The sequence below is a fragment of the Collinsella sp. AM16-21 genome (assembly GCF_003471905.1).
Taxonomy (GTDB): domain Bacteria; phylum Actinomycetota; class Coriobacteriia; order Coriobacteriales; family Coriobacteriaceae; genus Collinsella.
Genome location: NZ_QRKJ01000002.1, coordinates 15,855 through 42,009, shown reverse-complemented (window position 1 = coordinate 42,009; position 26,155 = coordinate 15,855). Strand labels below are relative to the sequence as shown.

General features: G+C 53.5%; 28 protein-coding genes and 1 tRNA gene. 9 read left to right on the top strand and 20 right to left on the bottom strand.

The features are described 5' to 3' along the window. Nucleotides 1-2 precede the first annotated feature (2 nt). A complete protein-coding gene (locus DW180_RS01900) occupies nucleotides 3-329 on the bottom strand; it encodes a hypothetical protein (protein ID WP_117799822.1) in 327 nt (108 codons plus the stop codon). A 109-nt stretch (nucleotides 330-438) separates the two neighbouring features. Here DW180_RS01900 and DW180_RS01895 point away from each other — a divergent pair, with 109 nt between their 5' ends. Then, nucleotides 439-2,598 (top strand): hypothetical protein, encoded by a 2,160-nt coding sequence (locus tag DW180_RS01895; protein ID WP_118237160.1) that lies wholly within the window; start codon nucleotides 439-441, stop codon nucleotides 2,596-2,598. A 161-nt stretch (nucleotides 2,599-2,759) separates the two neighbouring features. Here DW180_RS01895 and DW180_RS01890 read toward each other — a convergent pair whose 3' ends face one another. From DW180_RS01890 to DW180_RS01870, 5 genes are read right to left on the bottom strand one after another with little or no spacing between them, the layout of a single operon-like run. Beyond that, the gene (locus tag DW180_RS01890; RefSeq protein ID WP_117855461.1) at nucleotides 2,760-3,896 is read right to left on the bottom strand and encodes a restriction endonuclease; all 1,137 of its coding nucleotides are present in this window, start codon (nucleotides 3,894-3,896) and stop codon (nucleotides 2,760-2,762) included. 1 nt (nucleotide 3,897) lies between these two features. Then, complete coding sequence (locus DW180_RS01885) at nucleotides 3,898-4,725, bottom strand: McrB family protein (RefSeq protein ID WP_199569846.1); 828 nt, start codon at nucleotides 4,723-4,725, stop codon at nucleotides 3,898-3,900. Between the two features lie 59 nt (nucleotides 4,726-4,784). Continuing rightward, nucleotides 4,785-5,420: a hypothetical protein gene (locus DW180_RS01880; protein WP_147345470.1), complete on the bottom strand. Its 636-nt coding sequence runs from the start codon at nucleotides 5,418-5,420 to the stop codon at nucleotides 4,785-4,787. Nucleotides 5,421-5,453: 33 nt separating this feature from the next. Beyond that, the gene (locus DW180_RS01875; RefSeq protein ID WP_117799827.1) at nucleotides 5,454-6,497 is read right to left on the bottom strand and encodes a DNA adenine methylase; all 1,044 of its coding nucleotides are present in this window, start codon (nucleotides 6,495-6,497) and stop codon (nucleotides 5,454-5,456) included. Between the two features lie 2 nt (nucleotides 6,498-6,499). Further along, a complete protein-coding gene (locus DW180_RS01870; RefSeq protein WP_117799828.1) occupies nucleotides 6,500-8,122 on the bottom strand; it encodes an N-6 DNA methylase in 1,623 nt (540 codons plus the stop codon). A gap of 529 nt (nucleotides 8,123-8,651) precedes the next feature. Here DW180_RS01870 and DW180_RS01865 point away from each other — a divergent pair. Then, nucleotides 8,652-9,254 carry a helix-turn-helix transcriptional regulator gene (locus DW180_RS01865; protein WP_117799829.1) on the top strand — a complete coding sequence of 201 codons (603 nt, stop codon included), beginning with the start codon at nucleotides 8,652-8,654 and terminating at the stop codon, nucleotides 9,252-9,254. A gap of 353 nt (nucleotides 9,255-9,607) precedes the next feature. On the opposite strand, the gene DW180_RS01860 is transcribed toward DW180_RS01865, so the two are convergent. Next, entirely contained in the window at nucleotides 9,608-10,009 is a 402-nt protein-coding gene (locus tag DW180_RS01860; protein WP_117799830.1) for an HNH endonuclease, read from the bottom strand. Between the two features lie 63 nt (nucleotides 10,010-10,072). After that, entirely contained in the window at nucleotides 10,073-10,225 is a 153-nt protein-coding gene (locus DW180_RS10200) for a hypothetical protein (protein ID WP_158564416.1), read from the bottom strand. A 591-nt stretch (nucleotides 10,226-10,816) separates the two neighbouring features. Between DW180_RS10200 and DW180_RS01855 the strand changes: the two genes are divergently transcribed. Further along, nucleotides 10,817-11,080: a hypothetical protein gene (locus tag DW180_RS01855; RefSeq protein WP_147349714.1), complete on the top strand. Its 264-nt coding sequence runs from the start codon at nucleotides 10,817-10,819 to the stop codon at nucleotides 11,078-11,080. 72 nt (nucleotides 11,081-11,152) lie between these two features. On the opposite strand, the gene DW180_RS01850 is transcribed toward DW180_RS01855, so the two are convergent. The 7 genes from DW180_RS01850 to DW180_RS01825 form a co-directional block, all read right to left on the bottom strand. Further along, complete coding sequence (locus DW180_RS01850) at nucleotides 11,153-11,923, bottom strand: hypothetical protein (protein WP_118237158.1); 771 nt, start codon at nucleotides 11,921-11,923, stop codon at nucleotides 11,153-11,155. A gap of 2 nt (nucleotides 11,924-11,925) precedes the next feature. Further along, the gene (locus tag DW180_RS10635) at nucleotides 11,926-12,144 is read right to left on the bottom strand and encodes an HNH endonuclease (RefSeq protein WP_346972609.1); all 219 of its coding nucleotides are present in this window, start codon (nucleotides 12,142-12,144) and stop codon (nucleotides 11,926-11,928) included. Then, entirely contained in the window at nucleotides 12,108-12,545 is a 438-nt protein-coding gene (locus DW180_RS01845) for a hypothetical protein (protein WP_117799834.1), read from the bottom strand. Before DW180_RS01845 ends, DW180_RS10635 begins: the two co-directional genes overlap by 37 nt. Nucleotides 12,546-12,653: 108 nt before the next feature. After that, entirely contained in the window at nucleotides 12,654-13,466 is an 813-nt protein-coding gene (locus tag DW180_RS01840) for a hypothetical protein (RefSeq protein ID WP_118237156.1), read from the bottom strand. A gap of 74 nt (nucleotides 13,467-13,540) precedes the next feature. After that, nucleotides 13,541-14,143: a ClpP family protease gene (locus DW180_RS01835; RefSeq protein ID WP_118237155.1), complete on the bottom strand. Its 603-nt coding sequence runs from the start codon at nucleotides 14,141-14,143 to the stop codon at nucleotides 13,541-13,543. 109 nt (nucleotides 14,144-14,252) lie between these two features. Further along, entirely contained in the window at nucleotides 14,253-15,737 is a 1,485-nt protein-coding gene (locus DW180_RS01830; RefSeq protein ID WP_117779016.1) for a VirD4-like conjugal transfer protein, CD1115 family, read from the bottom strand. Nucleotides 15,738-15,775: 38 nt separating this feature from the next. Further along, the gene (locus DW180_RS01825; protein ID WP_118237153.1) at nucleotides 15,776-16,693 is read right to left on the bottom strand and encodes a hypothetical protein; all 918 of its coding nucleotides are present in this window, start codon (nucleotides 16,691-16,693) and stop codon (nucleotides 15,776-15,778) included. Between the two features lie 287 nt (nucleotides 16,694-16,980). Between DW180_RS01825 and DW180_RS01820 the strand changes: the two genes are divergently transcribed. Further along, nucleotides 16,981-18,414, top strand: coding sequence for a hypothetical protein (locus DW180_RS01820; RefSeq protein ID WP_118237151.1), 1,434 nt, complete (start codon nucleotides 16,981-16,983; stop codon nucleotides 18,412-18,414). Nucleotides 18,415-18,483: 69 nt separating this feature from the next. Here DW180_RS01820 and DW180_RS01815 read toward each other — a convergent pair whose 3' ends face one another. Both DW180_RS01815 and DW180_RS01810 read right to left on the bottom strand, forming a co-directional pair. Then, nucleotides 18,484-19,374 carry a nucleotidyl transferase AbiEii/AbiGii toxin family protein gene (locus DW180_RS01815; protein WP_118237149.1) on the bottom strand — a complete coding sequence of 297 codons (891 nt, stop codon included), beginning with the start codon at nucleotides 19,372-19,374 and terminating at the stop codon, nucleotides 18,484-18,486. A gap of 15 nt (nucleotides 19,375-19,389) precedes the next feature. Then, nucleotides 19,390-20,064, bottom strand: a complete 675-nt coding sequence (locus DW180_RS01810; RefSeq protein WP_233545141.1) for a type IV toxin-antitoxin system AbiEi family antitoxin domain-containing protein — start codon at nucleotides 20,062-20,064, stop codon at nucleotides 19,390-19,392. A 499-nt stretch (nucleotides 20,065-20,563) separates the two neighbouring features. Here DW180_RS01810 and DW180_RS01805 point away from each other — a divergent pair, with 499 nt between their 5' ends. The 3 genes from DW180_RS01805 to DW180_RS01795 are packed head-to-tail and all read left to right on the top strand — an operon-like array spanning nucleotide 20,564 to nucleotide 23,174. Further along, entirely contained in the window at nucleotides 20,564-21,106 is a 543-nt protein-coding gene (locus DW180_RS01805) for a DUF4342 domain-containing protein (protein ID WP_118237147.1), read from the top strand. An 18-nt stretch (nucleotides 21,107-21,124) separates the two neighbouring features. Then, nucleotides 21,125-21,895, top strand: coding sequence for a response regulator transcription factor (locus DW180_RS01800; protein ID WP_118237145.1), 771 nt, complete (start codon nucleotides 21,125-21,127; stop codon nucleotides 21,893-21,895). Beyond that, a complete protein-coding gene (locus DW180_RS01795; protein WP_118237143.1) occupies nucleotides 21,879-23,174 on the top strand; it encodes a cell wall metabolism sensor histidine kinase WalK in 1,296 nt (431 codons plus the stop codon). The genes DW180_RS01800 and DW180_RS01795 overlap by 17 nt, the downstream gene beginning before the upstream one ends. A 294-nt stretch (nucleotides 23,175-23,468) precedes the next feature. Here the strand turns inward: DW180_RS01795 and DW180_RS01790 are convergent, their stop codons facing one another. Continuing rightward, on the bottom strand, nucleotides 23,469-23,843 hold the full coding sequence (locus tag DW180_RS01790) for a VOC family protein (RefSeq protein ID WP_118237141.1): 375 nt from the start codon (nucleotides 23,841-23,843) through the stop codon (nucleotides 23,469-23,471). Nucleotides 23,844-23,854: 11 nt separating this feature from the next. Further along, the gene (locus DW180_RS01785; protein WP_117654890.1) at nucleotides 23,855-24,142 is read right to left on the bottom strand and encodes a PTS sugar transporter subunit IIB; all 288 of its coding nucleotides are present in this window, start codon (nucleotides 24,140-24,142) and stop codon (nucleotides 23,855-23,857) included. Nucleotides 24,143-24,305: 163 nt separating this feature from the next. On the opposite strand from DW180_RS01785, the gene DW180_RS01780 reads away from it, so the two are divergent. Then, complete coding sequence (locus DW180_RS01780) at nucleotides 24,306-24,929, top strand: hypothetical protein (RefSeq protein ID WP_118237139.1); 624 nt, start codon at nucleotides 24,306-24,308, stop codon at nucleotides 24,927-24,929. Nucleotides 24,930-24,960: 31 nt separating this feature from the next. After that, nucleotides 24,961-25,045: transfer RNA gene (locus tag DW180_RS01775), tRNA-Leu, on the top strand. Between the two features lie 104 nt (nucleotides 25,046-25,149). On the opposite strand, the gene DW180_RS01770 is transcribed toward DW180_RS01775, so the two are convergent. Then, entirely contained in the window at nucleotides 25,150-26,151 is a 1,002-nt protein-coding gene (locus tag DW180_RS01770) for a hypothetical protein (protein WP_118237137.1), read from the bottom strand. Nucleotides 26,152-26,155: the final 4 nt, after the last annotated feature.

Here is a 26,155-nt window from a genome sequence, read left to right as displayed (position 1 = left end):
CACTAACAAGCGATATCGAAACCGCGATCTCGTGGAGAGTTGTCGTCCTCAATCCATTCGAGCCCGACGCACTCATCGATCCCTGCATCGGGAACTGACGACCATCTGAACTCGAAACCAAGCTGGTCAAGCTCATCGACTCGCCCACGGATCACTCCGTAAACATCCAACGCATTCTCGAAATCCTCCGAAGACGCGTAGCCTCGCTCGCACTGCCTGCGCATCTGATGCAAGCGACCCATGGCGGCGGCGATAATCTCGCGAAGAGCGATAACCTCGCGCTCGCATACATCAATGTTTCCTTCGTTGAGTTTGATGCGATCGGACATAACGGCCTCCCTGGTTTTAACCCTTTTCGCTTGACTCCATTGAACAGCCGCAAACAGCCGCGTAATATGACTTTTATCGCGTTTTAAATTTTGGCTGTTTGGAGCATCAATGCTTAAGTCCGAAAAAGAAGCATTTAACTGGGGTTTTGAGGCTGGCTTTCTTCGCTCCCCTGTCAATCCCCGTATGCTACTTCTTAACAGGACGCCGGAGATTGATTGTGCCGGCGACGGAAACACATCCGGCAATGCAAGCGCATGGAGTCTCGTCTCCATAGCCAACGACCTATTGCGCGTCGACTTAAGCTCGCTTTTCAACGAGATTGCGTCCCATTTTCGTGAACGAGCAAACCGTCGCTTTTATATCGACCTGCAGAACGCCATGCGCCAGCCCCCTGCTGCTCCTCACCCTGCGCAACACACCTCGACGGACTGCGCAGCCGAGCCAGACCATGACGACTGGCTCGATCCAGACGATCCCGACCAAGGGCCCACCCAAGCAGAATTGAACGAAGCTGAAATCGCTATCAACCTTCAAAAACAAAAGGAACGCGACCTCGATTTCTTTGCTCCGATATTCGACAAAGCCATTACAAGCCATGCACACGGAGAGATTTCCGGCATGGCCAGATATCTCCTTGAAAATGTCTGTAGACAGTGTGTCATGAACATCACGGCGATTCCCGACTATCGCTATTACAGCTGCTGGATGAACAACAACGCTATTGAGTGCGACGAGATCAACCGCCTGTACCGCGCAGTGATTACAACATCGGGCCAACTCAACAAGCAAGAAATGGCGTCCCTCTTCAGCTCCTATCTGCAGCTCGAGTCGAACGACATGAGCATTAACGCTACCAACGGCGAGACCGATCTAACAGCACCGGTGCCGTATGACCGCGACAATCCTATACGCAACTTTCCCAAGGCGAAATCTCAGATAGAAACAGCTTGCGTCTGCACCAATATCGATCTCTTTCGAGCGCTTCTCATTGTTTTTTATCAGGAATGTCTGGAGCTTACCCCGCTGCTTAAAAACACCGAGGCACCTAGCCTGCTCCCGCAAAACGAAGAGTTTTTCCCAGCCGCCATCAAAACAAGCGACCCGCGACAATTTCGATTATTCGATGAGCAGCTGCCGGCAATCATCCGCTTTGGCGAAGCTTTTGTATACGCAGCCAAAAAACACTTGCCCGGAAACGAAACGGCTCAAAAGCTCGAAGAGCATTTGAATGGAATAAAGCGCATGAACAGCGCCCCCTTTATGCAGGCGTTTCGTAAAAACTATCTCGAAGCTATGCGCGAGAACCAGATCTTCGCAAATGGAGACTTCCATACGCATGCAGAGCTTAACGACCAGGAAAACCTCAATAGGCTCGTTGGGCTTCAAGCCGTTATTTCAAAGGCAGGAGAGCTCTACTTCACCGAAGAGGAATGGTCCTTTGCAAGCCTTTATGCCCGCATCCTTCACGAGCTGCTGCTGTGCGGCATTATGCCGATATCATGCCAAACCTGCGGTTCGCTCTTTTTTCCGACCGGTCCTAACAGCAAGTACTGCGATCGATATAACGCGGCAACCAAGCTCTACTGCAACCCGCGATATAACGCCAAAAAACATCTTGGTCGCAAATCGCCCCGCGATGTCGCGCTCAATATGCAGAGAAAGACCGAAACGGCATATGAAAAGGGCCTAACGGATTGTGCCCACTATTTTGAGCGCCTCGGCAGCTTTGTCCTCGATGGTCTTGGCCCAGCATACCAAGCGAACGACCTCATTTCCGATGAACTCTATAGGACGTGGCTGTCTATCGTCAACCAGCCCAATTGTAGAGCGAAAATCAAGCGGCCGGATAGGCTCGAGTATCCATACCCCGTGCTGTGGTACGGATTTGTCCGCGATGGCAATCGGTATGTACAAGTCGAGTTTCCTGGAGCCGAGTACCCAACGCTTTTTGAATGTTTAAGCCAGCTCGCCGAAAGCCCACACTCAAAGTGCACACTGGATTACAAGGGGCCAGGTGAGCATCCATACAGCTCATGGCATGTAAAACTGCACATGTTGTTGGAGATCATTGTACAGATAAATAACGCCGACCACGTGGCGAGGCCCATCCCATTGCTTGGAATCGATGGGCCCGAATATGTCTGGACTGACCCGACCGTCCAAGACACATGGAGCACGCCCGACGCATGCATCTACAGCACCGGAACGATTGAAGACCTTAGCTTTACCGTGTATACAAAGGGATATGGCCCGGAAAAGCAGAACTGAACCGGTCGACATGTGCAAGGGCTGCATGCGGAAGCGCCGAAGGGCAGACCGCTAGTAATAAAACAGAACCGATGAGCGCATAGGTCTCATACGCTGGAGCAACAGCAACGGCGACTTTCACGGTATTCTGCAGTATCCAAACGGATCAACACCCAAATTACTTAGTCTATCTGCCCCTTTTCGGCTTCAAGCAATTCCCGTTCCGAGACGTCTTTGGAATGCACAAATAGGCCCGACATCATACGGTCGCCAATTTCATTGAGTTGTTCAGCAATATTCTCGAATGGTTTATTCAAATCAAGAGTTTTAAGGTAGAACCAGTGGCCAAGTTCATACCAGCATTCATCCAGCGGACCCTCCATAGACGTTTGGGCATAGAGCAGCATTCCGGATACGCTCGCGTTTCGCTGCGCACAATGCATAACATAACTAAATATCTGATTTCTATGTTCAGGACTCAGTATCTTTTTCTCGCAGTGTGTTCCAAGAATTGTTCCATAGCACTTAGCATCTATCACTAGTTTATAGCTAGGCCCTGTTAGCACGACATCCGTGCGCAACCTTGGTAGGTATTGAGACCTTACGCCAATACCATAGTCAACGATAGGCGCAGCAGGCATTAACCGCGGAAAATGTCTGCGATAATATTCACGTATAAACTTCTCAAATAGAGAAGAGAGCCTCTGGCTGCTCAACATAGACGAAAATTCCGCATTACCGTTTTCATCATGAACAGGAATGCTCTTCTCCAAAACCATCCGGCAAACCGCCATCAAGAATCGATAACTCTGATTGAGTTTGTTGTACCTAACCAGTCTCCAATCAATCGAATTAGCCTCGAGTGAATCGACAGTAGATAGGTATAGTGCGCTTGCCCTGAGTCCCTTTCGCGTTCGCGGAGAAACATCATGGCTGCGGATTAATTGAATTATTGCAGTTTTAACAATTTGATTCATATAGGTATTGGCTGTGAAGCTGTCATATAGACACTGCAAACGCATTGTCCCCCGAGCTTTTAAAGCGATGCTTTTCTGAATCAGCGGCCGACCTCTCAGGACTGCAAGAGGCTCTTCATGAGGCGAATAGACACGCTCAAGCCCTCGCAAATACTCTCTTTTTACAGCATCATTCAAGATAATTGCAAAAAGCTCACCGAGTCCATCGAACGGCTCTTTGCCGACTGCCTTCAAGGTGTCCGCGAACACCGCTTCCGCATCACTACCGGAAATACCAGTCGCATACGCAATCATATATAAAATGTTACGGATTGCGACGTTGTTCGCAGCCGTATTGGACATCCTAATCTATAGCCTCATACAAAAGAGAAACCTGTTCATCTAAGATTTCCTTATCGGACGAATCAAACCAATACTCTTGAAGAAGAGGCCGCAGTTCATAGTCAACGATAGACTTGACCTCAATATCCGTAGGGGCAGAATCGAAACAAAAATAGCTATGCCCGATACAAAAACCCTCCCCAAGCGAAGAGTCATGCGAAATGACATCATTTAATCGACGAACAGCATCGACGAGCGAGGTTAGTCTATCGTTACCCAATGAATCAATATAGTCTATAAATGAGCGCTGATTGAGCGCCGGACTCATAGAGTAAAACGCGAATCTCCTTCGAAGCGCATAATCAACCAGCGCGAGACCGCGATCGGCGGTATTCATCATGCCAATTATAAATAGATTCTTCGGAACCGTTAACGGTTCTGGCAATCCCGGAACCACCAATGACTCACCACGATGGTCAGCTTCAATTAACATGAGCAGTTCTCCAAATACTTTTGAAAGATTTGCTCTATTAATTTCGTCGATTATGAGGTAATAATTTTCAAACCGATGGCTTCTATCTGACGCTCGACGAAAAAACTTGGTAAACAAACCCTCCTGAGCAGCGAAAAGCCCATCAGCCGTAGGTTTAAAACCGACTATATAATCCTCATAAGAAGATCCTTGATGAAATTGAACCTTCTCTATACACGTATTATCGGTAGCGCCCATGAGCGAATATGCCAATCGTGTAGCAGCAAAGGTTTTCCCCGTACCCGGCGCACCCTGGAGAATGATATTCTTTTTTCTCTTAAGCAACGAGACGATTGCATCGTAAGACGCTTCGTCCATATAGACTTCTTCAAGAAAATCGCTTTTGTTATATCTTGTAGCGTCGGTACTCCTAAACGTCATTTGGCACTCACGCTTTCTCGGCGATTGACAAATTCTATGAGCCCACGGGGCTTGATAATTCCGGCTGCTTTTTCATTTTCGCTTGCTTTTAAGAGCTTTTCGAGACCAAAACCAAGAGGCCAGGCTTTTGGGATTTCAGCATCAGAGAGGTAGTCAGCAAAATATAACCGGTTAATGGTTCTAACAATATAAATCGTCAGATGTGCAATGATGGGCTGGACGTATGGGTCGGTTTCGTCATTATCATATGAACCACCAGCACAAAATGGTTTTCCCTCTCCGACTATAGTAGGAAAACCGGCTCGTACAGACCACCCCGGGAAACGATTATTGAACTGGTCGCGAATCGTATAGTTTTTAGGTCTTCGCTTATAGACCTGCATGTTATATTCGCAATCGACGCCGCCCGTCTGTATAAGGTCGACTCTGTAAGGGGGCGTACCCTCTTCAATCTCCTTTGCCTTCAGGTTGTCTTCGTCAATCTGGCAGTATTTGAAAAACTCCACGGCCTCATTTGGGTCAATACCGGAAAGGTCGATATAAGTCTGGCCACCGCCTCCATCAGGCTTTTTAATACCTTCGATATTGCGAAAGTCAGCGGCAGTCAGGTGACGGTACATAATCTCATCCACAAATAACATTCGACCGCCTCGTTCAATCGGTGCTTACCATTTTTCCAGCACTATTATGAACTCCTTTATTTCATTTGCCAACGAACTGCAATTTGACCTAAAACGTTTGTATGCAATTTCTTTAACCTCAATTTTTCCGTAAGCAGAAAATACGTCGCAAAGATCCTCGACAGGAAAGAGTCCATCTTCGCTATAGCTAATCAAACAAACAGGGCAATGGATATCCTCGATAATCTTAGCGAAGGAATCTTTTGATTTAGTTTTTGTACAAAGATCAGAGTACTGATCGCGCCAAGGACGTAACCCACTCTTGCCAGCAGCAACAGGCTCGTCACCACGTGCGACCGTTTCAAGAATATGATAATTCGCTGCATATTGGCGTTTGATATAAGGAGGGTCCAGATAGCAAAGGTCTGCAGTAACCCCAGCAGCAAGGTCTTCTGCCCTGCCCTGAAGAACCACATTATCAATTCTTCCAGTATTAATGGATACCGGAGCTAGATGGATGGCATTTTTCGCACTTGCGGTAAAATTTGCCAGGAAATAGCCATAGGTTCCAGATATATTTGCCACTTCGTTGACTGCCATAATCAGAGTGTGACGCAAAAGCGCCTCCTCCATTTGGCAAATCCTACCCTCATCGCGCCATTCGTTTATCTTAAGTCTAATTGCATCGATTTTTGCAGCGTTATCCGATGTAAAGTACTTCCTACTTGGACATCCATTTGCAGGAAGCCCTGAAGGAGAAAACTCGCGGAAGAAGTAGCCTTCGACCGGTTCAAGTTCATTTAAATAATTTAGCACTTGCACGTAATGGCACTCAGGTTCAACCGATAAATCGCTCAGCCCCTCGAAAGAAGGCGTACGATTCATGAGCAGCTGCACATAAAGATGCCACTTGCTGTACGTCATAATGTCAGAAGCGATGACGCGGTAGCCAAGTCGACGAAACTCAGCAGCTACGGACCCAGTCCCGGCCATTAAGTCGGCAACAGTTCCTCCGGGGCTTAGATAATTTGAAGCCAATGATGTTATCTGCTCTAACAGCTTTGTCTTATTGCCAATGTAGCGATACATGCCTATTGTTTCATTTCCCTCAGTGCGCCCAAATCGGGCAGCTCCGCCATCTCGTGCTTGATACGCTCGACCTCTTTTCTATCAAGGCCGTATGCTAGCGTAACAAGCAACTCAAGTTCCGCATCGATTGCCGCCGTGTAATGAAGATTCAGTTTCCGAGCGCCGTCAGCAATTTGATGATGAAGTTCACTTTTGTTGTCAAATCTGATGATCGGTAGTTCCTGAAGAATCCGTTTTGTTAAGTAGGGGTGTGATTTCCACTCATTCTCACCATACAGCTTCATGTAGTAATAAAAAATAACCCTCGAGTTAAGCAGCGCATTGTAAAAGTACAATGCGTCCTCTCTCAACCCTTCGCCTGCGGTAAAGAAGTAGACAGCTTGATTTACCATCCTGCCGCTATCGTCAACAACGCTTTTAATTCCTAACCCAGTCTTTCTAACAAGAATCTTCATGGGCTTATAATCATCAAGGTCCTTGTAATTAATGCCCTCAACTCCAAGTTTCAAATACCGTTGGCATGACAACGAATATCGTCCAACAGATTCACCAACAAATATAGGAACAAAACCATCGGCGGGCCTGAACTGCATGACGGATTCAAGTTCCGAGCTCGACACTTCAACCTCGCGCCCGCAGCATTTACAACGCTTAAGAGCAAGGCCCGAAAATAACGCCGCGGTGTTTGCTCCACCACATTTCGGACAGTAAAAGACGGTTCCGCGCTTTGAGATTTCTACACCTCGATGGAAAGAAACGTCAAAAGACCATTTGCCTCCATGAGACCTAATTCTCTCAATAACCGCATGATCTTCACTTGCCACATCTATATCAAATAGGCAGTCTTCATTTCTTAGAAAATCCATCTGGCGTTTAACGCGATATTGTTCTTCAAAAACTGTCTCGAGCGTCTTGTCTCCACCTAAAACGGCCTTTCTATCCGATGTCGTAAGCCGGAAGCACTTTGTTAAACTGGCATCACTTGGTATACACTTGCGGACAACGACAACCGTTGTCGCACGATGAACCCCCTCGAAAAGTTTTTCTCCAAGACGCGCGATTACTTTTATCTCATATTTCGTAGCAATAAATCGACGTAAACCATAAGCTGTTGCCGAAAATAATGAATCGGGGAGAATAAAGGCAGCAAACCCATTCGCATGTAATATGGCCATGGAAAGCTCTACGAAGAGGGCGTAGCAATCATACTGTCCATCAACATTTTTATAGCCACGCAGCAGCAACTCATCACGATCGTAAATACGGTCGGAGCTCCAAGGTGGGTTAGCAATAATTGTGTCGACACGAGCCAAACGCTCCAGCCAATACGCTTTCGGATCCGTCTTTGCAGATGGACGCAGAAAATCTTTATAAATTATTTCCGAGCCTATTATTTCGGAATAAGTGCGTGAAATCTCTATGGCCTCAGGGTCAACGTCAACGCCATAAAGTAACGAATGCCGAACATCACCGCGTGCAACGGCATTAAGTAAAGAAGAGCCCCCGCATGCCGGGTCCAAGCAAACGCCAAAAGACGGCGTGCGGGCAGAAGCGCGCTCGACCTTTAGCAGCGAAACAACAAAGTCAGCCAGAGAATTCGTTGTGTATACAGAACCGTATTTCACGAGCTAAAGCCCCCAATAATAGACAAGGGATGAGCATCGTTTATTACTACAAACCGAATAGTCCCAGCAGCGGTTTTCAGTTATGGATTTAACCATATGACCCTCCAGTCGCACCTCTGGTAATTGGCAAAAGCTAAATATTAACACCAGAAACTGGCGCATAAATCAGTTACGCAACTAAGCAGAAAAAGTATAGTGAACATCGCTTATGCCCCATTCAAGTCGAGCCCTTCCGCCCAAACCGCTTGCTCTTCCAGCAATAAACGCCAATCGTTGATATTGATAATCTAAGCCCCTCCTCGATGGTCGCATTGTCTTTGCTCAAGACCTCTTATTGAACAGGGAGCTCGAATAGTTCCATAATGTAAAATTCAATATAAATTAATTATCTTTATTTGGTATTATCTCATAATTTAATAATTATTATCAAACATATATATCAGATTATGAAATATATGTTTGATGCATTATCATCGATTTATATCAATGCGCATTATTCCGTAGACACAGTCAGAGAAAGCCGACGACTATGAAAGACAATCTACAGGAGCTGAGAAAAGAGGCTGGATACAAGTCTGCGAAAAGCTTCGCCAAGGCCCTGAGCATTCCATTTACTACGTACGCACGATATGAAAGTCGGCCTGATAAAATTCCACTTGCTGCTGCATGGCGTCTTGCAGATGTATTTGACGTATCCATAGACATCATTGTTGGACGTACTGAACCAGACCCCGCGATCGCACCTGGAGCAATTCAATCTCGGTACGACAAGCTATTGCCCGAATTCAAACAATCGCTCAGCGATTACCTCGATTATTTACTAACGAAGAATTCGAAAGTGGCAAGCCACGCCTTCCGCCAGGAATCCCGCCGCATTGAAGCCATATGCGCAAGGCTGGACACCATCTTCTTGGCCGAACTCGAAAAACAAGATCCCGACTTTTTCATTCACGCAACAGCCAAGCAGCTTCGCGCCAGATTTAATGATTTCCTAGAGCAGCGTGTCGACCTGTGCCAAGCAATTGGGGCCGTAAACGCTATTGACGTTATCATGGCTGCATACGACCGCACGCGCGGACCATTTGATTTCAATGGAATTCCAGCCGACGTGGATGCTGACGTAGACGGCTGAAATTCCACATGCACCAGGTGCAACAAAGGCAGGCACTAGGCGACCGAATTGCAGAACGCATAAAAGACGGCGGGCGAACATTTCGCCGCACTCTAATATTTAGCTGGAATTTTCCTCATTCCTCAATACCGACTTAGCTGGAAGGGCTAAGGCAATTATGTGAGAAACGCACTGAAAGCAGACGAGTTAAACCCTACCCTTTAAACACCATATAATTGTGATACTCAATAAACTCAGCTCGTGGGGCGAATCGCTTCGGAAGCGTTGTCGGCTCTCCGTTGTAGTGTCACAAATACTTGTCTTCAGGCGTCTCGTGTCCGACCACGCCGAACATTACTGCCTTCAGGTCCTTTTTAATGGTGAGTAGTCCCCCGATCGAACGCTTTGTCGTGTAGCGCATTTAGAAGCAAACCGTTGTCGGGCGCAGGTCCTTCCGTTTTTGAATCAGAGGCTGTCCAGGGCTTGATATGGCTGGCGACCAACAGCGCCTCGTTCGATAGCCCCGTCAAGCAACACCTTGAATTGTAATTGGTAAGCAAGGTATTTCGAAAGAACTCCTGGTTCACTCGCATCGAGACAATTGCTTCGCGCTCTTCGCCCTCTGGCAAATCAAAGCCAATCGCCTCTTTCAACTCATCGCTTAGCGCTTCTTCAAAATCAAAGCGATTAAGGAAAACCTCGGTCGCCTCCTCGACGAGTTCATCTCCAGCAAAGGAATACTTGGCCCAGACTAGCTTGTCCATTTTTGTTTGCATGGATCATTCCAACCTTGCCGCGAGCGCGTCGACGCTCATCGAAAGATGCGAGATTCCAGATTTTTAAGCAACTACGCCCGGCGTTCTGCCAATGGCCTTGGCTAACGCCTGGACATCCTCGCTTTTGTCATCAACCATTTTTGACGGCAGGGCGAGGTATAGGAACAGAACCGCAAGGGTTTCTTCCCTCGACCATTTGTCTCCACGGCCGGCCATGATTGCTCCTCGCCCGCGCACCGCTCACTCAATAGGTCCAGGATAATCATGCAGGAGACCGCACTCACCGCCTTTTCTCATTCGTCGGTGAATAGTTGAGACAACGGCACTTCCCCGCGCTTCTCACACCCGAGCCCAAGCTTCTTCCCAAGCTCCGCAGCACAGCGCTACTTTTCCTCGGCAAACAGGTCATCGATAGCCCTGTCGATCCGCGCGCAAGTCTGCCGATGCCCATCCTTCCAGGGCAGGTTGAGTCCCAGGCTCGCATCTCAAGAGCCGCCGAGCTTGGCGTTGATTACTTCCTCGGGATACAGCGCGTCGCGGCGAACACCTTCAATCGCCTCGTCCTCGTCCATATCACAGGCTGCATCGCCCCCCCTCGAGGCACTGGCGCAGCTCCTTTTGCTCGCGGATGCGATTCAGCACGCTGGCACACACCACGGCCAAAAAGCGCAATCTCGGGGGCTAGTCGGATACATCTGGGCCGCGATCCGGCACCGGCGGTAGTATCCGATTGTCACGCCACTTCTAGAATAAAACTAGATTGGCTATAATCAAAATATATTATCGTATATTTGAAAGAGGTATTCAGTGCTTGAACGGATCGGATCATCGGACGCTATTCGTTATATGGTGCAGGATTGCGGCATGACTCTGCAGGATGCATCCGTTAAAACCGGTAAGCAGAAGGGTAGCCTGTCTACTCGCCTGCATAACAACACGCGGTTCACCATCGATGAATTCGTCAAAATCTGCGATGCGTGCGGCTGGCAGCTCGTGCTTAAACGGGGTAGCAAGCAGTTCGACCTGCGCGGGATTGATGAGAACAAGCCGCGCGGCGATGCGAAGAAGTAGGGCCTGGCTATTCGCATGCCTCACCTGCGGTCCATCCATCAGGGTGCAATTGCCTATGGCCGCCGGACGGCTTTAGACATATACGAAATCGACTACGACCTTACCGTCGCCCATGATTTGTCTAGCCGCCGCCTGCGCCGCACGGTTGTCGATTCTCTGCTGTTTCGTTAGGGTTCCGAGGCGAGTCATAGGATGGTACGGCATCGGGTTCGGCATGCTTTCGAGGAGTTCGGCCGTGCGGATATCAAGCGCCTCGGCGTATTCATCCAGAAAGTCCCATGCCTCGTCTACCGGCAGCATCGTGTCCCGCTTGGGGTTTTTCCAGTCCTTAACTGATCGGTTTGTAATACCCAATGCTGCCGCGATCTCGGACGTCGGTACTCCCAAGGCGTCCGCTTGCGCGGCAAATGCAGCCTTGAGATCGATATCGGGGGAAAAGTCCAGGTTCTGCTCGATCCACTCGCCGCCGCGGGATGCATAGACAGTAGAGCACTCTATACCCTTCGCGGCGAGTTGGTCGGCGGCAAGGCGGCTCGCGAGATTGTAAAGGCCTCCCGGTTCAGTATCGGGCAGATCTTCATCTCGGTACCAGCGAACGATATGCTGGCCGAACTTCTCGTAGGAATCGTTCGCGTCATTCAAGCATTGCAGTGTGAGGTCGCCGAGCTTTTCGATCTGGTCGCTTATCCAGTCGAAGGCATCCTTGACCGGCATACAGTCGAGCTCGGGGTCGAGCCATTTTCGGACGCTCGAGACGCGAATGCCGAGACCTCCTGCAAGATCTTCCGGCTTGAGCCATAGGTTATCGAGCTGGGCCTGCATCGAGCATTTGAGATCGAACATGGTCATTCCTTCCTGTAATCGTGCAATGCGTTCAAGAGTAATCCGTTGTCGGGCGCGAGGCGCTCCGTCATTGGGTCAGAGACTATACAGGACTTGATATGGCTAGCGACCAACAGCGCCTTGTTCGATAGTCCCGTCAAGCAACATCTTGAATCGTAATTGATGAGTCTTTCGCCCTTATGGGCTATGGTTGAAGCGTCTTTATGTGATTCAACGCACACAATAGCACGGTCCTATTTCGCTCAAAGCAATACCGGAACCACGCATATATTCCCAAGGCAACCAGGAATAGCACCATGAAAATCTCGGCTAAAGTTGGATTACTGGCTATCAGCGCAGACAAATATCCTCCAGCCATGAGAGAGGCAATGATGCCAATCAGGCTAAGGGCCCAGCTCGTATAATGCGTCTCAGCAACCGCCCGTTCGATTATTTTGCATTTCTTTTCCAGGCTAATGTCCCCATCAGCTCCAGCGAGAGAGAAGTCCATTCCTGAAATTAAATCGAGTAATTCAGCCTCGCTGTATCCGCTTTTCTTGAATCTTTTAATGAAGAAACCTCCTGGTCCAGGACCGTAGATAGGACGGTTTACACGAAACAGTTCCTTATAGGCGATTTCCATTGTTAACTCCTTAAAGTACGGGTGCTATTTACGCTATCGTTCTATCATTTCGTTCGGACAGTTTATTGCCGAGCCGCCACCGATCATTCACAGGAACCACTCTTGCAGTCAATCTCCGTCCAACCACTCCCCGCACCCCTCATACCCACGCCCAAGCTTCCTCCCAAGCTCCGCGGCATTGCGCTTCGTCTCCTCGGCAAACAGGTCATCGATTGCCCTGTCGATCCGTACGCAGGTCTCGAAATGCTCGTCCTTCCAGGGCAGATTGAGCCCCAGGCTCGTATCCCAATAGCCGCCGAGCTTTGCGTTGATTACCTCCTCGGGATACAGCACGTCCTGGCGAACACCTTCGATCACCTCATCCTCGCCCATGTCACAGGCTGCATCGTCCTTCTTGAGACACTTGCGCAGCTCCTTTTGCTCGCGGAAGCAATGCAACGCGCTGGCGCACGCCACAGCCAAAAAGCGATAACGTTCGCATAGGTCCCATTCGCCGCCGAGCCATACGCGATAGCCCAGAACGACGCTTGCAGGCTCCTCGTTCAGTAGGAACAGCTCCCACGGGTACACCTCAGCACACGCGTCCTCCCCTGACTTTTGCGCGCCACTGCGCGTAAAGGCGCACGGCTCTACATCGTAATAGCCAAAGCCGTGGCCCACATCGCGACGATTGATGACATGCTTGGGCAACAGGACGATCTTGTCGCTGGGCTCGGGGTCGATCTTGCGCAGCTTTTTGACCTTGCGGCGGACACGCTTTAGGTTGCGCTCGCTATCGACACGGCCACGGTCGTCCGGCTTGCCGCCGTATCGCAGGGCAACCTCGCGTGCCAGGATCTTTGTGTCCGCAGCGCACAGCAGGTCGCTCACGGTGGGCAGATCTTCCCACTCAATACCGTCGACATCCCAAATCCTGCTCATGTTCAACCTCTTTCTGGCTGTTCAACTACGTGCTCATTCGCCCTGTTTAACGTGCTTGTAAGGCATGCACCCCACTAGAGCGCTTTCTTGCTGGGCGCAATCACCTCGTCCACCAGGCCCAGCTCTAGGGCGCGCTTGGCATTGCACCAGCAATCGCGCTCGGTGAGCTCGTGGAACTCCTGGGCGCTCAGGTTGCCATGCTCGGCCAGCAGCTCGTCCAGCTCGGCGCGCATGGCCGCTGTATGCTGGGCCACAATCTCGATATCGGTCTGCTGCGCCATGCCTGTGCCGCCCATCAGTTGGTGGATGAGCACCTGCGTGTGGCGGTACACCTGGCGGTGGTCGCCGCAGGCCAGGATCACCGCGGCCATCGAGGCCACGACGCCCTCACCCACCGTGATCACGGGGCAGTCGAGCGACTGCATGGTGTCGATGAGCGCCAGCCCCGCCGTAACGCTGCCGCCTGGGCTGTTGATGATGAGGGTGATGGGCTCGGTCGCACTTTGATGTTCCAGCACCAACATGGACTTAATAAGGCCGTTGCAGGTCACATCGTTGACCTCGCCCTCCAGCAGCAGCACACGACTGTTGAGCAATTCGCTTGCCATATCGACAGCGGCAACACGGCCGTCCTTGGACTTCTTTATGATGCTGGGCTCACGATACATAACGGACATGGTTAATTCCTCTCTAGATGGAATCGATAAGGGAAACTGGCCGCACGGCACATGGCAAACAGAGGCCGTGCAGCCAAAATACAGGTCAGAATGCGCGAGGCTGCAAGGGTTAATCCCTCAGCCACTTGGCCGCGTTGGGATGGTCGCCGCAGAAGTACTTCTTGGCGCGGAAGGGACGCATGCCGGTCACCTTGACCAGGCAATCGGTGCGAGGCATAAGCCCAACCTCGCCTGGGGTCATCACGCAACCGCGTACATCTACGGCAGTGCGCTCGGCGCCCACGTACTTGGTGCCCAAAACCGACTCGCCACACAGTTCGCTTATGTAGTTCTGCGTCGCGATGTTGCTGCCGCCACCCATATAGACCAAGCTATCGCAGTTATCGAGGATGGTAAGCGCCGTGGATTTGCCGTACACGGCATCGAGCTGGCTCAGCGATTGCGCACACATTAAAAAGCTAATGCCACGACTGCGCACGGTCGCAATGCTGCGCTCAAAATCGGGGATGCGTCCCACATTGGGAAACTCATCGAGCACAAACTGCACGCGACGCTGCAAATGGCCGCTGGGGCTGGCATCGGCACGGCGCTGGGCCAGGTTAAACAGCTGCTTAAGGGCAACGTTCGCAAGCCATGCATTGGTCGAGTCGTTGTCGCTCACCTTAAGATCGATTACGCGCTTGCCCTCGTCGATACGGTCGAGGCGCATCTCGTCTTTCTCAAAGACGCGCATGAGCTGGGGAGTCTTAAGCCGCGAGATGGTCGCGTTGAGCGTGATCAGAATGCTCTTAAGCGTCCTATCGGCTGCCCCGCGAAAATCACGATACTGCTCAACGCCATACAGATCAGCGTTCTCCGCACCAAACTTATCGAGAAACTCCCTGGACTCCACCTCTTCTACAAGGTAGTCCAACGGGAATCGCCCCTCACCATCTCCCGTAACCTTGATGAGCGCAGCCAGTTTAAAGACGTTGTTCATCTTAAGGTAGCGGCGCGGAGTTTTGGGGTCCTCGCCCGTCGCAAGGGTGCCGGCAAGACACTCTAGGAGATACAGGATTCCAACAATTGCTCGAAGCAGCAGATCGTTTGCATTATCCCAGAACGGATCATACCTACGGCTACGACCGTCAGGATCGACCCCCTCCATGATTGCCGCCACTGTGGTGGGGATGTCCTCGACATCCATCACGTAACGCAGAGGGTCGTATCCGGCCGACTGCTCGGGATTAACAGTATCGAGAACCGTTACCTCGTAGCCGTCCTCTTCAAAGCCTTTCCCAGTACGGCGCAGCAGCTCACCCTTGGTGTCTGTGACCACATAACAGCATTCGTGGTGATTGAGCAGGTTGGGCAAAATGAAACTCGCCGTTTTGCCGCTGCCGGTACCTCCAAAGGCAAAGACATTGTTGGACACACTCGTCTCCCAATGCTTGTCGTCCTCGTAGAACGCCACCGTGGCACCCTTAGCCAGGATCACATCGCGCTGCTCATCGCCAGACGACAGCGCCTGCATCTCCTCCTTAGTCGCCCACTTCTTGGTTTGATACTCCGTTTGCTGCGCGGCCTCGTAGCCGTACATCTTGATGACTGACATGTCACGGCCCCTTTCTTGTCGATAGTTCTGTTTAGTTGCTAGGAAATACGGTCGACGCTTACACCCTCCTTGGGGCTCGTCGTACACGGCAACTTGACCGCGCCGTCAATCAGACGCTCGGTTTGCGCCACATAGATCTCGCGCGCCGCAATTGAGACTGATCCGTCGCGCAGATACGCAAGCAATGCATTAATCATCAGCTTGTCGAGCAGGTCGTATCCCTTGGCCTGAGCGCAGTTGAGGAGATAGCGGTCCTGGAGCCCCCGTACCTTAGTTGCCAAATCGATTTCCATCTTTTCCTCCATGTAATAAAAGTTCTGCCGATTGTCCGAAAGTGCCTCATACGGGTATTTGACGCATAGCTCAAAGTTGAAACGCGGACTCGTATCGAACACGCGTTGCTGAATCACGCGGTAACGTTCGAAAAACATGACGACATCGTCTTCGTCCGCCGTAAAGCCACGCGATCCGTCGCGATGCACGTGGTCGTAGGGCCTTTTGTGGTCGGTATGACGCACAAAGCGAGACGGAATATATCCACCTTTTTCGGACGAGTACTTCATACCTGTCGAAACCTGCTCAAACATGAGCACGCCGCTCGATTTAAAGCGCGGATTGCTTCCGTGCCGAAACAGGCTAATTAAGATGGCCATGCAGCGCATGCAGCTATCGCGCTGGGGAAAGTACAGCGACAGCAAAGCGAGCGCCGCCGCGGCCAAAAGCTCGCGAGCCTCGTGCACATCGTCTCGATACTGCTCGGGCACCAGCCCGGGAATATCGGGCGAGTGCTTTTCCAGCACGCCAACAAGTGCCTTAGCGAGGCGCTCAACGTTCTCTTCACCGCAGTACGGATACGGAAACGGCTTCTCTGCCTTCTCGTTCTTTGCGCACATACTACGGAGATCCTCGTCGAGTGTGTTGAGGAATGCCTCGTAGATGCTGTCTTCGCTCTTCATGAATGCTTCTTCCTATCCGGTTGCAGATGTTTGTCGGTAAGTTTGTTCTAAGTTTTAGAATGATTTGACGTGTGGGCCAGAAACGTCGCCTAGCCTGTGGTTTCGTAAGTAAAATTACTCTGCTCGATAGCGCGATTTGCCTAAAGGCTGTCTAGCTGTGGCATCAAACAGTTGGTATTGAATTGGTTTGGATTGCTTCGAGGATAGCACAGTGTGCTGTTCTCGTCATTAGAAATTTTCGAAATATTCTGTTAACATATATCCCACTAAGAAGAAAGGGCATACGTATGTACGAATCCGCGTTCTCTTTGCCACGCCTCACCGCTGCCATCATTTCGCGCGCACTCAATCTGGAACAAGGCAGTCGCTTGCGCGTCGTTCGACTACCCGATTCGCTCGATGCCGACCTGCTCAATACGTGCCTCTTCATGAATAAAAGCGTCTTTCCCAGCATTTGCGAACTTGAACCAGGAGAGCGGGACGACGTCGACGGCCCCGCTCCGGTGCTTATCGACGCTACGGGCTATCACCGCAATACTCACGACAAAGAAATTCGCTTATGCGAGGCCCTTATCAACGATCTGGAGCCGGGCTATTTAGGCTTTTGCGATTGGGACCCCTTTGTTTGGTGCCTCTATGCGCTCGCGCTTTCCGGTCGAAGCAGGGCAGCGGTATTACTGCCAGCAAGTCTAATAGATAAAGCCGAGCAGGCGCGCACGGTTCTCATGCGCGAAGGACTCATCGAGCGTGTCGTCTATTTCCCGCACAGCGAACCCAGCAGTTACAAGATGTGCGAGCTCATCGTCTTGTCAACGGAGAACCGCAGCGTCACATTCCACAACCTGTCCAGCTTCACTCGCTACATGTTGCCAACCCCCGCGAACGAAGAATCCTGCCCGCCCCTAGCTATTGCACCGGATTGGTCCCGCGTTAGCCTCGCTCAACATCAGACCTCTCCCATAGAGACAATCGTTCTCGAGACGCGTGAGCTACTCCAGCACCATGCCCCACTCTCGTGGGGCAAAATCAGCCTTATCAGCCTTACCCGAAACTACAGCGCCACGCTTGGTGACGCTTTTACGCGAGTGGCACCATTCATGCCCCGCGAGAGCACCACATCGAACGACGTTGATGCGATCGAGGTTCGCCGCATCTCATCTCAGGATTTTCAAGACGGCAACCTTCTGCCCGCAGACGCTGTAGAAAGCGCAAACGGCTCGGATTCCAAAATCGTAAAGGTGGACCCCAGCGTTCTCGATCGCTATGAGCTCCGCGCTGGAGATATCGTCATGCCGCGCATGCTGGGTCGCTACGGCGCGTCCAACCTGCTTGTCGTCAGCGCCAATGACGCAAAGCAGCACCTGGTTGCTTCGCATAACACCACCGTCATTCGCCCGTCATTCGAAACAATGACCGAAGAGGAGCGCGTGGTGTTTTCGGAGATAATCGTTGGCTACCTTACAGAAGGCCACGGGGCGCAGCTAATTCAAGCATTGACTGAAGCGGCAGACATCCGTGCCATCCGCCCGACCGACCTGTTTGAGATCGAAGTCCCGCCGGCGCTCGACCCGCGCACACGCGAGTATAGCGAATCCATCAACCGCTTTGCCGAGGTCGTAAGGACAAAGAAACAAGCCGAGGCCGCTGTCGCCCAAGCCCAGCGCGACCTCGAAGGCGCAAAAAAGGCCGTCACCCAGGTGGTCGACCAGACCTGCGAATAGCGCATAGGCAGTAGAAACGTCTTAAGCCGGCGACAGGAACTAATTCTGCCGCCGGCTTAACTATCTAGCCTATTCCCATCCCGTGGTCTGAGGATTCCATTTGCGCACATTCGCCGAATGATTAAAGCACGATGTATACAACCGATTGACAACCTCTTCTGCCCCAGCAATGTTCCCCGCGAGATCAAGTACCCCCGCCTGCCTCGCCATCTTTACGTACTGTGCAGAACCATTTTGTTTCCACCAGAGAGGCGCCACGAACTCTTCCGGCATTGCCACTTTGCGGGCAGACGCTTCTTTCTCGACCCTCTCGACAAGCGTAGCCCCATCGATGAAGCAAGTTTTCGCGTACACCAAGATGTCGACTATATCCTTGATTCGCGAAGAGGCACGGCCCTCATGCATCTCTATCATTGCGAGCAATTTATCTGCAAGGGCGCTCTCCACTCGGCATACTCGATAGTCGCAGACTGGGAGCCCCTCGATATTCAAACGATCGATCGGCGCGAGAACCTCAGGCTCAAGTCCCCGCACTTCATCAATTACCAAGTCAATTGAAATTGGCTGTAGCTTCTTGGTTCCCATAAAGGGGGTGAACCATACCTTAGCACCGCACCGATACTCATCTTCTTCTTTGATCTGCTCTGCACGATCAAAGACAAACGAAACGAAATCCTCCAGATCAATCGAAGCCGCCCGCACCAGATCGGCAACAGCCTCTTCGAGGCTCTCCTCTTGAGCAACCAAGTCAATATCTCTTGTGACACGCGCATCGAGCGTTCGCGCCAGGACGCTTTGACCACCTTTAAGCACAAAACGGCAGTCATCTTCTGAAAAAACGCGACATAGGAAGCGATGAAAGTAGAAACCAACGATTGCCCGATTAGTATCCATTGGTGATTCTCTTGCGGCATTCCTAACAGCCATCTCCAATGCGGCAGGCGTTTTGTACTTCACCATGTCCTCCGTTTCGCATTACCCGTTCAGTACCATCAGCAAAGGCGCCATCAGCTCGCGTCGTTTGGCGGTTTTAGAGTTCTCTTCTACAAGATCCTTCAGCCGTTGTATATCGAGTCCACGTCCAAGCGCGTCGTTATAGGCATCGATAATTAATGAGGGATCCTCGCAATCGAGGCAAAGATCGACAAGCGTGCGCTCGGGTTTAGTTACCGGCAGGCCGTCGAGCCAAACGATGTCCCGCTCAGCAATCTCGCGCTTTACAAAAGAAAGGGATTCGTTTCTTGTATTGATACGCATGGGCGCGGTCATCCTGTAGGGGGACAGATAGAAATCGCCCATTTGCTGCAGGTTCGCCGCTGTCGTACCGCTCACGGCGATGCCATCCCACTGACGTTTTCTCTCCCACGCGCAAAGGGAGGGATTGGTGAGCTTCCAAAAGGCGTTGAGTTCGTCGGTGTCTCGGCGCTGCGTTCCAGACATCCGGTAGGCGCCGTGGCATATCCGTTCAAGACGCCCTGCGCGGCATGAGTGCGCTAGCGCATCTCGAGAGATGTCCATGCGAGCCGCCTGGGCTGTGGTGAACACGCCCTCGCTCTCGGAAAGCTCGCTTATCGCCGCTATGTTGCTAAAGTACTTCATGCTGCAATTGTAGGATATTTTCATACTTTTGCAACGTGATTTTTGATCCATTAGATCCGTTTGCCTTGTTTACCCCATTTCTGACGCCGTTTTGCACCGGCACCCCATCCCCCGCTATTGAGGTCTAATACTTTTCCGCGAAGTGAACGGCTGTTTTTGGACCTCTGAAACATCCGCATTTTTCGGCGGCAAAATCGTGGGATTTCAGCATTGAAACCGCAGGAAGCGGCACCTCTAAAGTGTCGATGCTTCGGGGGTCCGTTTTCACTCATTCACTTCTCGGAAAAGTATTAGACCTCGCCATCAGCTATCCCAAAGATCAGACCGCCCCTCCTTCACGCCACGCAAAACCTGCCTTTTCTGCCCCTGCCCGCCTCCGCACCACCCAAAAACTCATCCAACATTAATCTTGGCTCAAGAATCGCTTAATCTATAACCTGCACTATAGAGTTCGACCAAGGGCGGGGCGGCGCAACGCAGACCGCCGAACGCAACGCTCGCGCCCGGGCAGATCGCCCGGCGTCGCGCCCATCGAACGAAAGGACAGGTCATGGACGACCTCGAAAAAGTTGAAACCATCCGCACCAAGTGCAACGTGAGCTACACCGACGCCAAGGCCGCGCTCGACGCCGCCGACGGCAACGTCCTGGACGCCATCATTTGGCTCGAGTCGCAGGGCAAGACGCAGACCACGTCGGCGTACGCCGCCACCGAGTCCGCGCCAGTCGATGAGCCCTCGGCCGAGATGGTCGCCGCGCAGGCCGCCTACGAAAAGTCGAGCGAAAAGACCGACTTCTCCAAGAAGATGGACAGCGTGTGGGAGTACCTCAAAAAGCTCTTCCGCCTGAGCCTGGACACCAAGTTTATCGCCACGCGCCGCGATGCGATCATCCTCAACATCCCCATCCTGATCCCCATCGTCGCGCTGTTTGCCTGGGGCGCCACGATTTGGCTGATGCTCATTGGCCTGTTCTTTGGCATGCGCTACCGCATCGATAGCGACGGCGACGTGCCCGGCAGCATCAACACCCTGATGGACAGCGCTGCCAATGCCGCGGACGACATCAAGCAAAATCTCAACGACGACAAGTAATCGCAGACGGGGGCACGTATGGCACGGATCCTGATTGTAGAGGACGAGGAGAAAATCGCCCGCTTTGTGACGCTCGAGCTGGAGCACGAGGGCTACCAGGTGGAGCACGCCGCCGATGGCCGCACCGCCGTTGACCTGGCGCTGGAGCGCGACTACGATCTGATTCTGCTCGACGTGCTGCTGCCGCAGCTCAACGGTATGGAGGTGCTGCGGCGTGTCCGCAAGCACAAGGATGTGCCGGTGATCATGGTCACCGCGCGCGATGCCGTGATGGACAAGGTGGCCGGGCTCGACGCCGGCGCCGACGATTACCTGACCAAGCCATTTGCGATTGAGGAGCTGTTCGCACGGATCCGCGTGGCGCTGAAGCGCTCGGAGGCCGTGCGGGCGGCTTCGGGCGTTGGCGGCGTTGGGGCGGGCGGTGCGGGCGGGTGCGCCGTTGCGATACCCCCGGCTAGCGACTCGGCCAAGACCTCTGCCGTGCCCTCCCCCGCCGTGCTCACCGTGGGCTCGGTTGCGCTCGACCCCGACCGCCGCGAAGTCACGGTCGGCGGCTCGCCCATCGCGCTCACGGCTCGCGAGTTCGACGTCCTCGCCCTGCTTATGGCACATGCCGGCACCGTGCTCACGCGCGAGCGCATCGCGCACGAGGCGCTGGGCTACGACTACGTGGGCGACACTAACAACGTCGACGTGCACATCGCGCACCTGCGCGCCAAGATCGAAGACGCCGGCAGTGCCCGCATCATCCAGACCGTGCGCGGGGTGGGCTATGTCTGCCGCGCGTAACGACGAGGCTAAGCGCGTCACCTCCATCGCCCGCGCCATCAACTGGAGCTATATGTGGCGCCGCTTGGTGAGCTACGTCTGGCTGGATCTGTTACTGCTGCTTGTTGCGGCGGCGATCCTCGTCTATGGCTACAACCAGACGCTGCCCGATGGCGCGTTTACCGCGGGATGGATCCCCAGCGCTAGCGTTCACGGCATGTCACTGACGCCCGCGCGCGGCTGGGACCTGACAACGCTCACCTATACCGTCGAGTTTGCGCGTACCACCAAGACCTTCCCCCTCGCGCAGGACCTCGTCGCACTGTGGCCCCTCTACCTTGTCGTTGTAGGTTGGCAAGTCATCAGCGTGCTCAACATGCTCGGCGGCGCCCGCCGCGTGCGCCGCACCATGGCACCGCTCAACGACCTGGCCCTGCGCGTTGACGAGCTCGGGCGCATGCAGCTCGCCGGCGGCAAGATGGAAACGCTCGAGCAGGCCATCGAGCGCGCAAGCGTCGACTCGCCGAGCGTCACCACCGGCGACGCCGATCTGGCGAGTATCGAGGTCGCGCTCAACCGCCTGCTGCGCCAGATGCAAGAGGCCAAGCTGCAGCAGATGCGCTTTGTCAACGATGCGAGTCACGAGCTGCGCACGCCCATCGCGGTGATTCAGGGCTACGTGAACATGCTCGACCGCTGGGGCAAAGACGACCCGGACGTGCTGGCAGAGTCCATCGCCTCGCTCAAAGCCGAAAGCGAGCATATGCAGGAGCTCGTGGAGCAGTTGCTGTTTTTAGCGCGCGGCGATGCCGGTCGCACCGTGCTGCGGCGCGCGAATACCAACCTGGCTGCACTGGTCGGCGAGGTTTGCGAAGAATCACAGATGATCGATGCCGGGCACACATATCGGCTGGCGTATGATGCCGCACTTACCGGCGACCCGCGCTGCAACGCATCGGTTGACGTGGCACTCGTGAAGCAGGCGCTGCGCGTGATCGTGCAAAACGCCGCCAAGTATTCGGACGCAGGCACGACCGTCACGTTTGCCATAACACCCGATGCGGGCACGGGCGCGATTGACATAAGCGTTGAGGACGAGGGCATCGGCATGAACCAGGAATCCGCAGCTCACGCTTTCGAGCGGTTCTACCGTGCCGACAACGCACGCGATGCCGGCGCACAGGGCTCGGGCCTGGGGCTCGCTATCGCCAAGTGGATCGTCGACAGCCACGGCGGTGTCATTGGCGTGACCTCAGTCGAGGGCGTCGGCAGCCGCTTTACGATTCGGCTGCCACGGTAGGGGCGTCTCTCACGAATCGAAGGTGAATGCTTTTCCGCGAAGTGAGCGACCTATTTTGGACCCCCGAAGCATCCGCACTTTTTGGCGCCAAAACCGCAGGAAATACCTGACAAAACCGCAGGAAAGAACGACGTAAAAGTGTCGATGCTTCAGGGGCTCGATTTCACTCGTTCACTTCGCGGAAAAGCATTCACCTTCGATTTACGGCAGCCCGTCAGTCACCCTCTCGGCATTAAAAATGGGGCAAAGCCACGCGCCTTACCCCATTTTTCGTTAGCCATAGCAGCTCGTGCGCTACTCGCGGCACAGGTGCACGGCGAAGCCGGCGAACTCGCGCTTAAAGTACACGAGCTTGGTGCTACCGTCGGGCAGCAGCGCGCGCGACTCCTCGTTGACCTCGAGCCCGCGCTCGGCAAACCACTTCTCGGCCGCATCGATGTCGTTGACGGCAAAGCCAATGTGGCCCTTGGTGCCACGACCGTTCTGCTTCATAACCTCGACCAGCGAATCGTTAAAGTACGAAACCGGGGTCTCGATAACGGGCAGGCCCATCATCGTCGAGAACAGCTCCGCGATCTCCAAGGCGTCTACCGGGTCGGTGGCGTTGATGCCCACATGGGCAACGCGCATGCCAAAAAGCTCGACCGGGTTGGCGTTCTGCTCACTCATACAGTCAGCGCCTACTGAGCCATGACGTCGAGGACGGCCTTCTCGGCAGCGACGCGGTTCATGCCGGTCATGAAGGGCACGCCGCTCACGTACGGGCAGGTGAGTCCCTCGGGGGCAACGGTGGTGGCGATCAGCAGGTCAGCGCCCTCGTCGCAGTAATCCTTGGCCTCGGAGATAGCGCACTGCACGATCTCGTACTTGCCGGCATAACCGTTGGCATCGAGCATGGTGGCGACCTTCTGGGCAACGAGCGTGGAAGTAGCAGCGCCAGCACCGCAAGCCAAAACGATCTTCTTCATAGGTAATGTCTCCCTTCATGGTTTACTTTAGGTAAGTGTACCGCAGCGAGCGATGGCACTTAGCCTCGATGAGCTTTTATGCCAGTTTGCTTGCGCGCTGCGTATAATACATCTAGCACGCATTGTCATACCGCTTGTTTTACGAGCGACCGAGGAGCTCAATATGCCCGATTCCCGCACACTCTGGACCGCCGTCGTCATCATCTGTATCGCCGTGTCGGTGTTCTTTAGCGTCAAAAAACGCACCACGTTTAAACGCCTGCAGCAGCTTATGGCTGCCAAGCAGTGGGACGAGTTCGATCGTTTGCTCGACAGCAAGCTCACCAGCATGCTGTACCCGCGCTACAACCGCGACTACCTGCGCCTGAACTCCTATCTGCTGCGCGAGGACCACAAGCGCGCCAGCGAGATGTTCGATTTGCTGCTGGGACTCAACCTGCCCAAGATGCAACGCGTCGACCTGGTCATTAAGGCCTTTAACTACTACGTTGGCCAGGAGGACCGCAAAAAGTCCAAGGAGCTCCTGCACGAGATCAAGGGCTTTGAGGGCGGCCAGGCCGAGGCAGTCGCGCACGAATGCCAACTGATGTACGACACGATGATCCTGAAGCGCCACAACGATATTCCCGAGCTGGAGCGCATGCTCGAGGAGGCCGGCGACGATAAGGTTAAGGGTTGCCGTTTGGAGTACCTGTTGGCCCTACAGTACAAGAACAAGGGCGACGAGGCCAAGTTTGCCGAGTACTTGGAAAAGTCGGGCCGGCACTCGATGGCTGTCAACGCGTAACGGGCGGCTTGTGCTAGACTTCTAGTCTCACGGGGGCGTGGCGGAATTGGCATACGCAGGAGACTTAAAATCTCTCGCCGCAAGGATTGTGGGTTCGAGTCCCACCGCCCCTACCACGTATTGTTTACGAGCCCGTGTCCCCAAGGGATGCGGGCTCGTTTCTTTTGGACGCCGTCAACTGCCGAGCAGCTCATTTGGGACAGAGCTTTTTTGACTACTTTTAAAGGGAGCTCAGGCTCGGGGTCCAGCCGATGGTGGGGGCGGCGCCGTCGAGAGTCTCGTTGATGGTGGCGGCCATGCCGGCGAGTAGGCTGTTCTCGCTTACGGTGAGCGTCTTGTAGCCGCCGGCACGCATGAGCTCGCGGATCACCACGGCACCAGCCAAGATCACGCCCGCGCGCTTGGGTTGCACGCCCGGTAGCGCGGCAATGCCTTCCGCGTCCAACACAGACATGCGCTCGATAGCGGCCGAGACCTGCTCCAGCGACAGCTCGCGTAGGTGCACAAAGCTCGAATCGTACGGTTCCAGCTCGTGGACCAGAGCCACCAGCGTAGTCACCGTGCCGCCCACCGCGACCAAGCGTTCGGCGCGCTCAAAGTCACTGGGCAGGCCTTCAAAATAGGCGGCGAACTGCTCACCTGCCCACGTGGCAGCGGCAGTAAGCTCGCCGCGCGAGGGTGGCAGCGCCGAGAAAAACCGCTCTGTCACACGGCGACAACCGATGTCCAGCGAGCGCGTCCCTTCCAGCGCAAAGACCCCGCGCTCCGGCGCGTACACGCCAGTCGCGAGCTCCGTGGAGCCGCCGCCCGAATCGGCAACGATGATGCGCTCGCCGGCAAAGTCGTGCGCCACGCCAAAAAACGTCAGACGCGCCTCGACCTCGCCCGGAATCACCTGCGGATCGAGCCCCAGCTCGCGCAGGCCGTCCAGCAGCAGTGCGGCATTGGACGCATCGCGCGCGGCGCTCGTGCAGGTGGTGCAGATGCGCACAGCACCAAAGGCACGGGCCTCGTCCACAAACATGCGACACGCAGCGAGCACGCGCTCAACGGCCGCCTTGCAAAAGCGCCCTGTCGCGTCCACACCCTCGCCCAGGTCGGTAATCTCGGTATGCTTGGACGATTCCACGATCGCCCCGCTCTCCACCTGGGCCAGAACCAGTCGCGACGACACCGTTCCCAGGTCGATCGCGGCCACCTTATAGCGTTTGCAATTTGTCATTGCG

Excerpts from the sequence above, each read along its gene's own strand:
- DW180_RS01825 (WP_118237153.1), bottom strand. The coding sequence starts at position 16,693 with ATGAAGAGCGAAGACAGCATCTACGAGGCATTCCTCAACACACTCGAC.
- DW180_RS01790 (WP_118237141.1), bottom strand. The coding sequence starts at position 23,843 with ATGAGTGAGCAGAACGCCAACCCGGTCGAGCTTTTTGGCATGCGCGTT.
- DW180_RS01820 (WP_118237151.1), top strand. The coding sequence starts at position 16,981 with ATGTACGAATCCGCGTTCTCTTTGCCACGCCTCACCGCTGCCATCATT.
- DW180_RS01805 (WP_118237147.1), top strand. The coding sequence starts at position 20,564 with ATGGACGACCTCGAAAAAGTTGAAACCATCCGCACCAAGTGCAACGTG.
- DW180_RS10200 (WP_158564416.1), bottom strand. The coding sequence starts at position 10,225 with ATGGCCGGCCGTGGAGACAAATGGTCGAGGGAAGAAACCCTTGCGGTT.
- DW180_RS01895 (WP_118237160.1), top strand. The coding sequence starts at position 439 with ATGCTTAAGTCCGAAAAAGAAGCATTTAACTGGGGTTTTGAGGCTGGC.
- DW180_RS01865 (WP_117799829.1), top strand. The coding sequence starts at position 8,652 with ATGAAAGACAATCTACAGGAGCTGAGAAAAGAGGCTGGATACAAGTCT.
- DW180_RS01815 (WP_118237149.1), bottom strand. The coding sequence starts at position 19,374 with ATGGTGAAGTACAAAACGCCTGCCGCATTGGAGATGGCTGTTAGGAAT.
- DW180_RS01770 (WP_118237137.1), bottom strand. The coding sequence starts at position 26,151 with ATGACAAATTGCAAACGCTATAAGGTGGCCGCGATCGACCTGGGAACG.
- DW180_RS01890 (WP_117855461.1), bottom strand. The coding sequence starts at position 3,896 with ATGTCCAATACGGCTGCGAACAACGTCGCAATCCGTAACATTTTATAT.
- DW180_RS01840 (WP_118237156.1), bottom strand. The coding sequence starts at position 13,466 with ATGAGCAGGATTTGGGATGTCGACGGTATTGAGTGGGAAGATCTGCCC.
- DW180_RS01795 (WP_118237143.1), top strand. The coding sequence starts at position 21,879 with ATGTCTGCCGCGCGTAACGACGAGGCTAAGCGCGTCACCTCCATCGCC.
- DW180_RS01785 (WP_117654890.1), bottom strand. The coding sequence starts at position 24,142 with ATGAAGAAGATCGTTTTGGCTTGCGGTGCTGGCGCTGCTACTTCCACG.
- DW180_RS01885 (WP_199569846.1), bottom strand. The coding sequence starts at position 4,725 with ATGGACGAAGCGTCTTACGATGCAATCGTCTCGTTGCTTAAGAGAAAA.
- DW180_RS01830 (WP_117779016.1), bottom strand. The coding sequence starts at position 15,737 with ATGTCAGTCATCAAGATGTACGGCTACGAGGCCGCGCAGCAAACGGAG.
- DW180_RS01860 (WP_117799830.1), bottom strand. The coding sequence starts at position 10,009 with ATGCAAACAAAAATGGACAAGCTAGTCTGGGCCAAGTATTCCTTTGCT.
- DW180_RS01780 (WP_118237139.1), top strand. The coding sequence starts at position 24,306 with ATGCCCGATTCCCGCACACTCTGGACCGCCGTCGTCATCATCTGTATC.
- DW180_RS01810 (WP_233545141.1), bottom strand. The coding sequence starts at position 20,064 with ATGGATCAAAAATCACGTTGCAAAAGTATGAAAATATCCTACAATTGC.
- DW180_RS01900 (WP_117799822.1), bottom strand. The coding sequence starts at position 329 with ATGTCCGATCGCATCAAACTCAACGAAGGAAACATTGATGTATGCGAG.
- DW180_RS01800 (WP_118237145.1), top strand. The coding sequence starts at position 21,125 with ATGGCACGGATCCTGATTGTAGAGGACGAGGAGAAAATCGCCCGCTTT.
- DW180_RS01835 (WP_118237155.1), bottom strand. The coding sequence starts at position 14,143 with ATGTCCGTTATGTATCGTGAGCCCAGCATCATAAAGAAGTCCAAGGAC.
- DW180_RS01850 (WP_118237158.1), bottom strand. The coding sequence starts at position 11,923 with ATGTTCGATCTCAAATGCTCGATGCAGGCCCAGCTCGATAACCTATGG.
- DW180_RS01875 (WP_117799827.1), bottom strand. The coding sequence starts at position 6,497 with ATGTATCGCTACATTGGCAATAAGACAAAGCTGTTAGAGCAGATAACA.
- DW180_RS01845 (WP_117799834.1), bottom strand. The coding sequence starts at position 12,545 with ATGGAAATCGCCTATAAGGAACTGTTTCGTGTAAACCGTCCTATCTAC.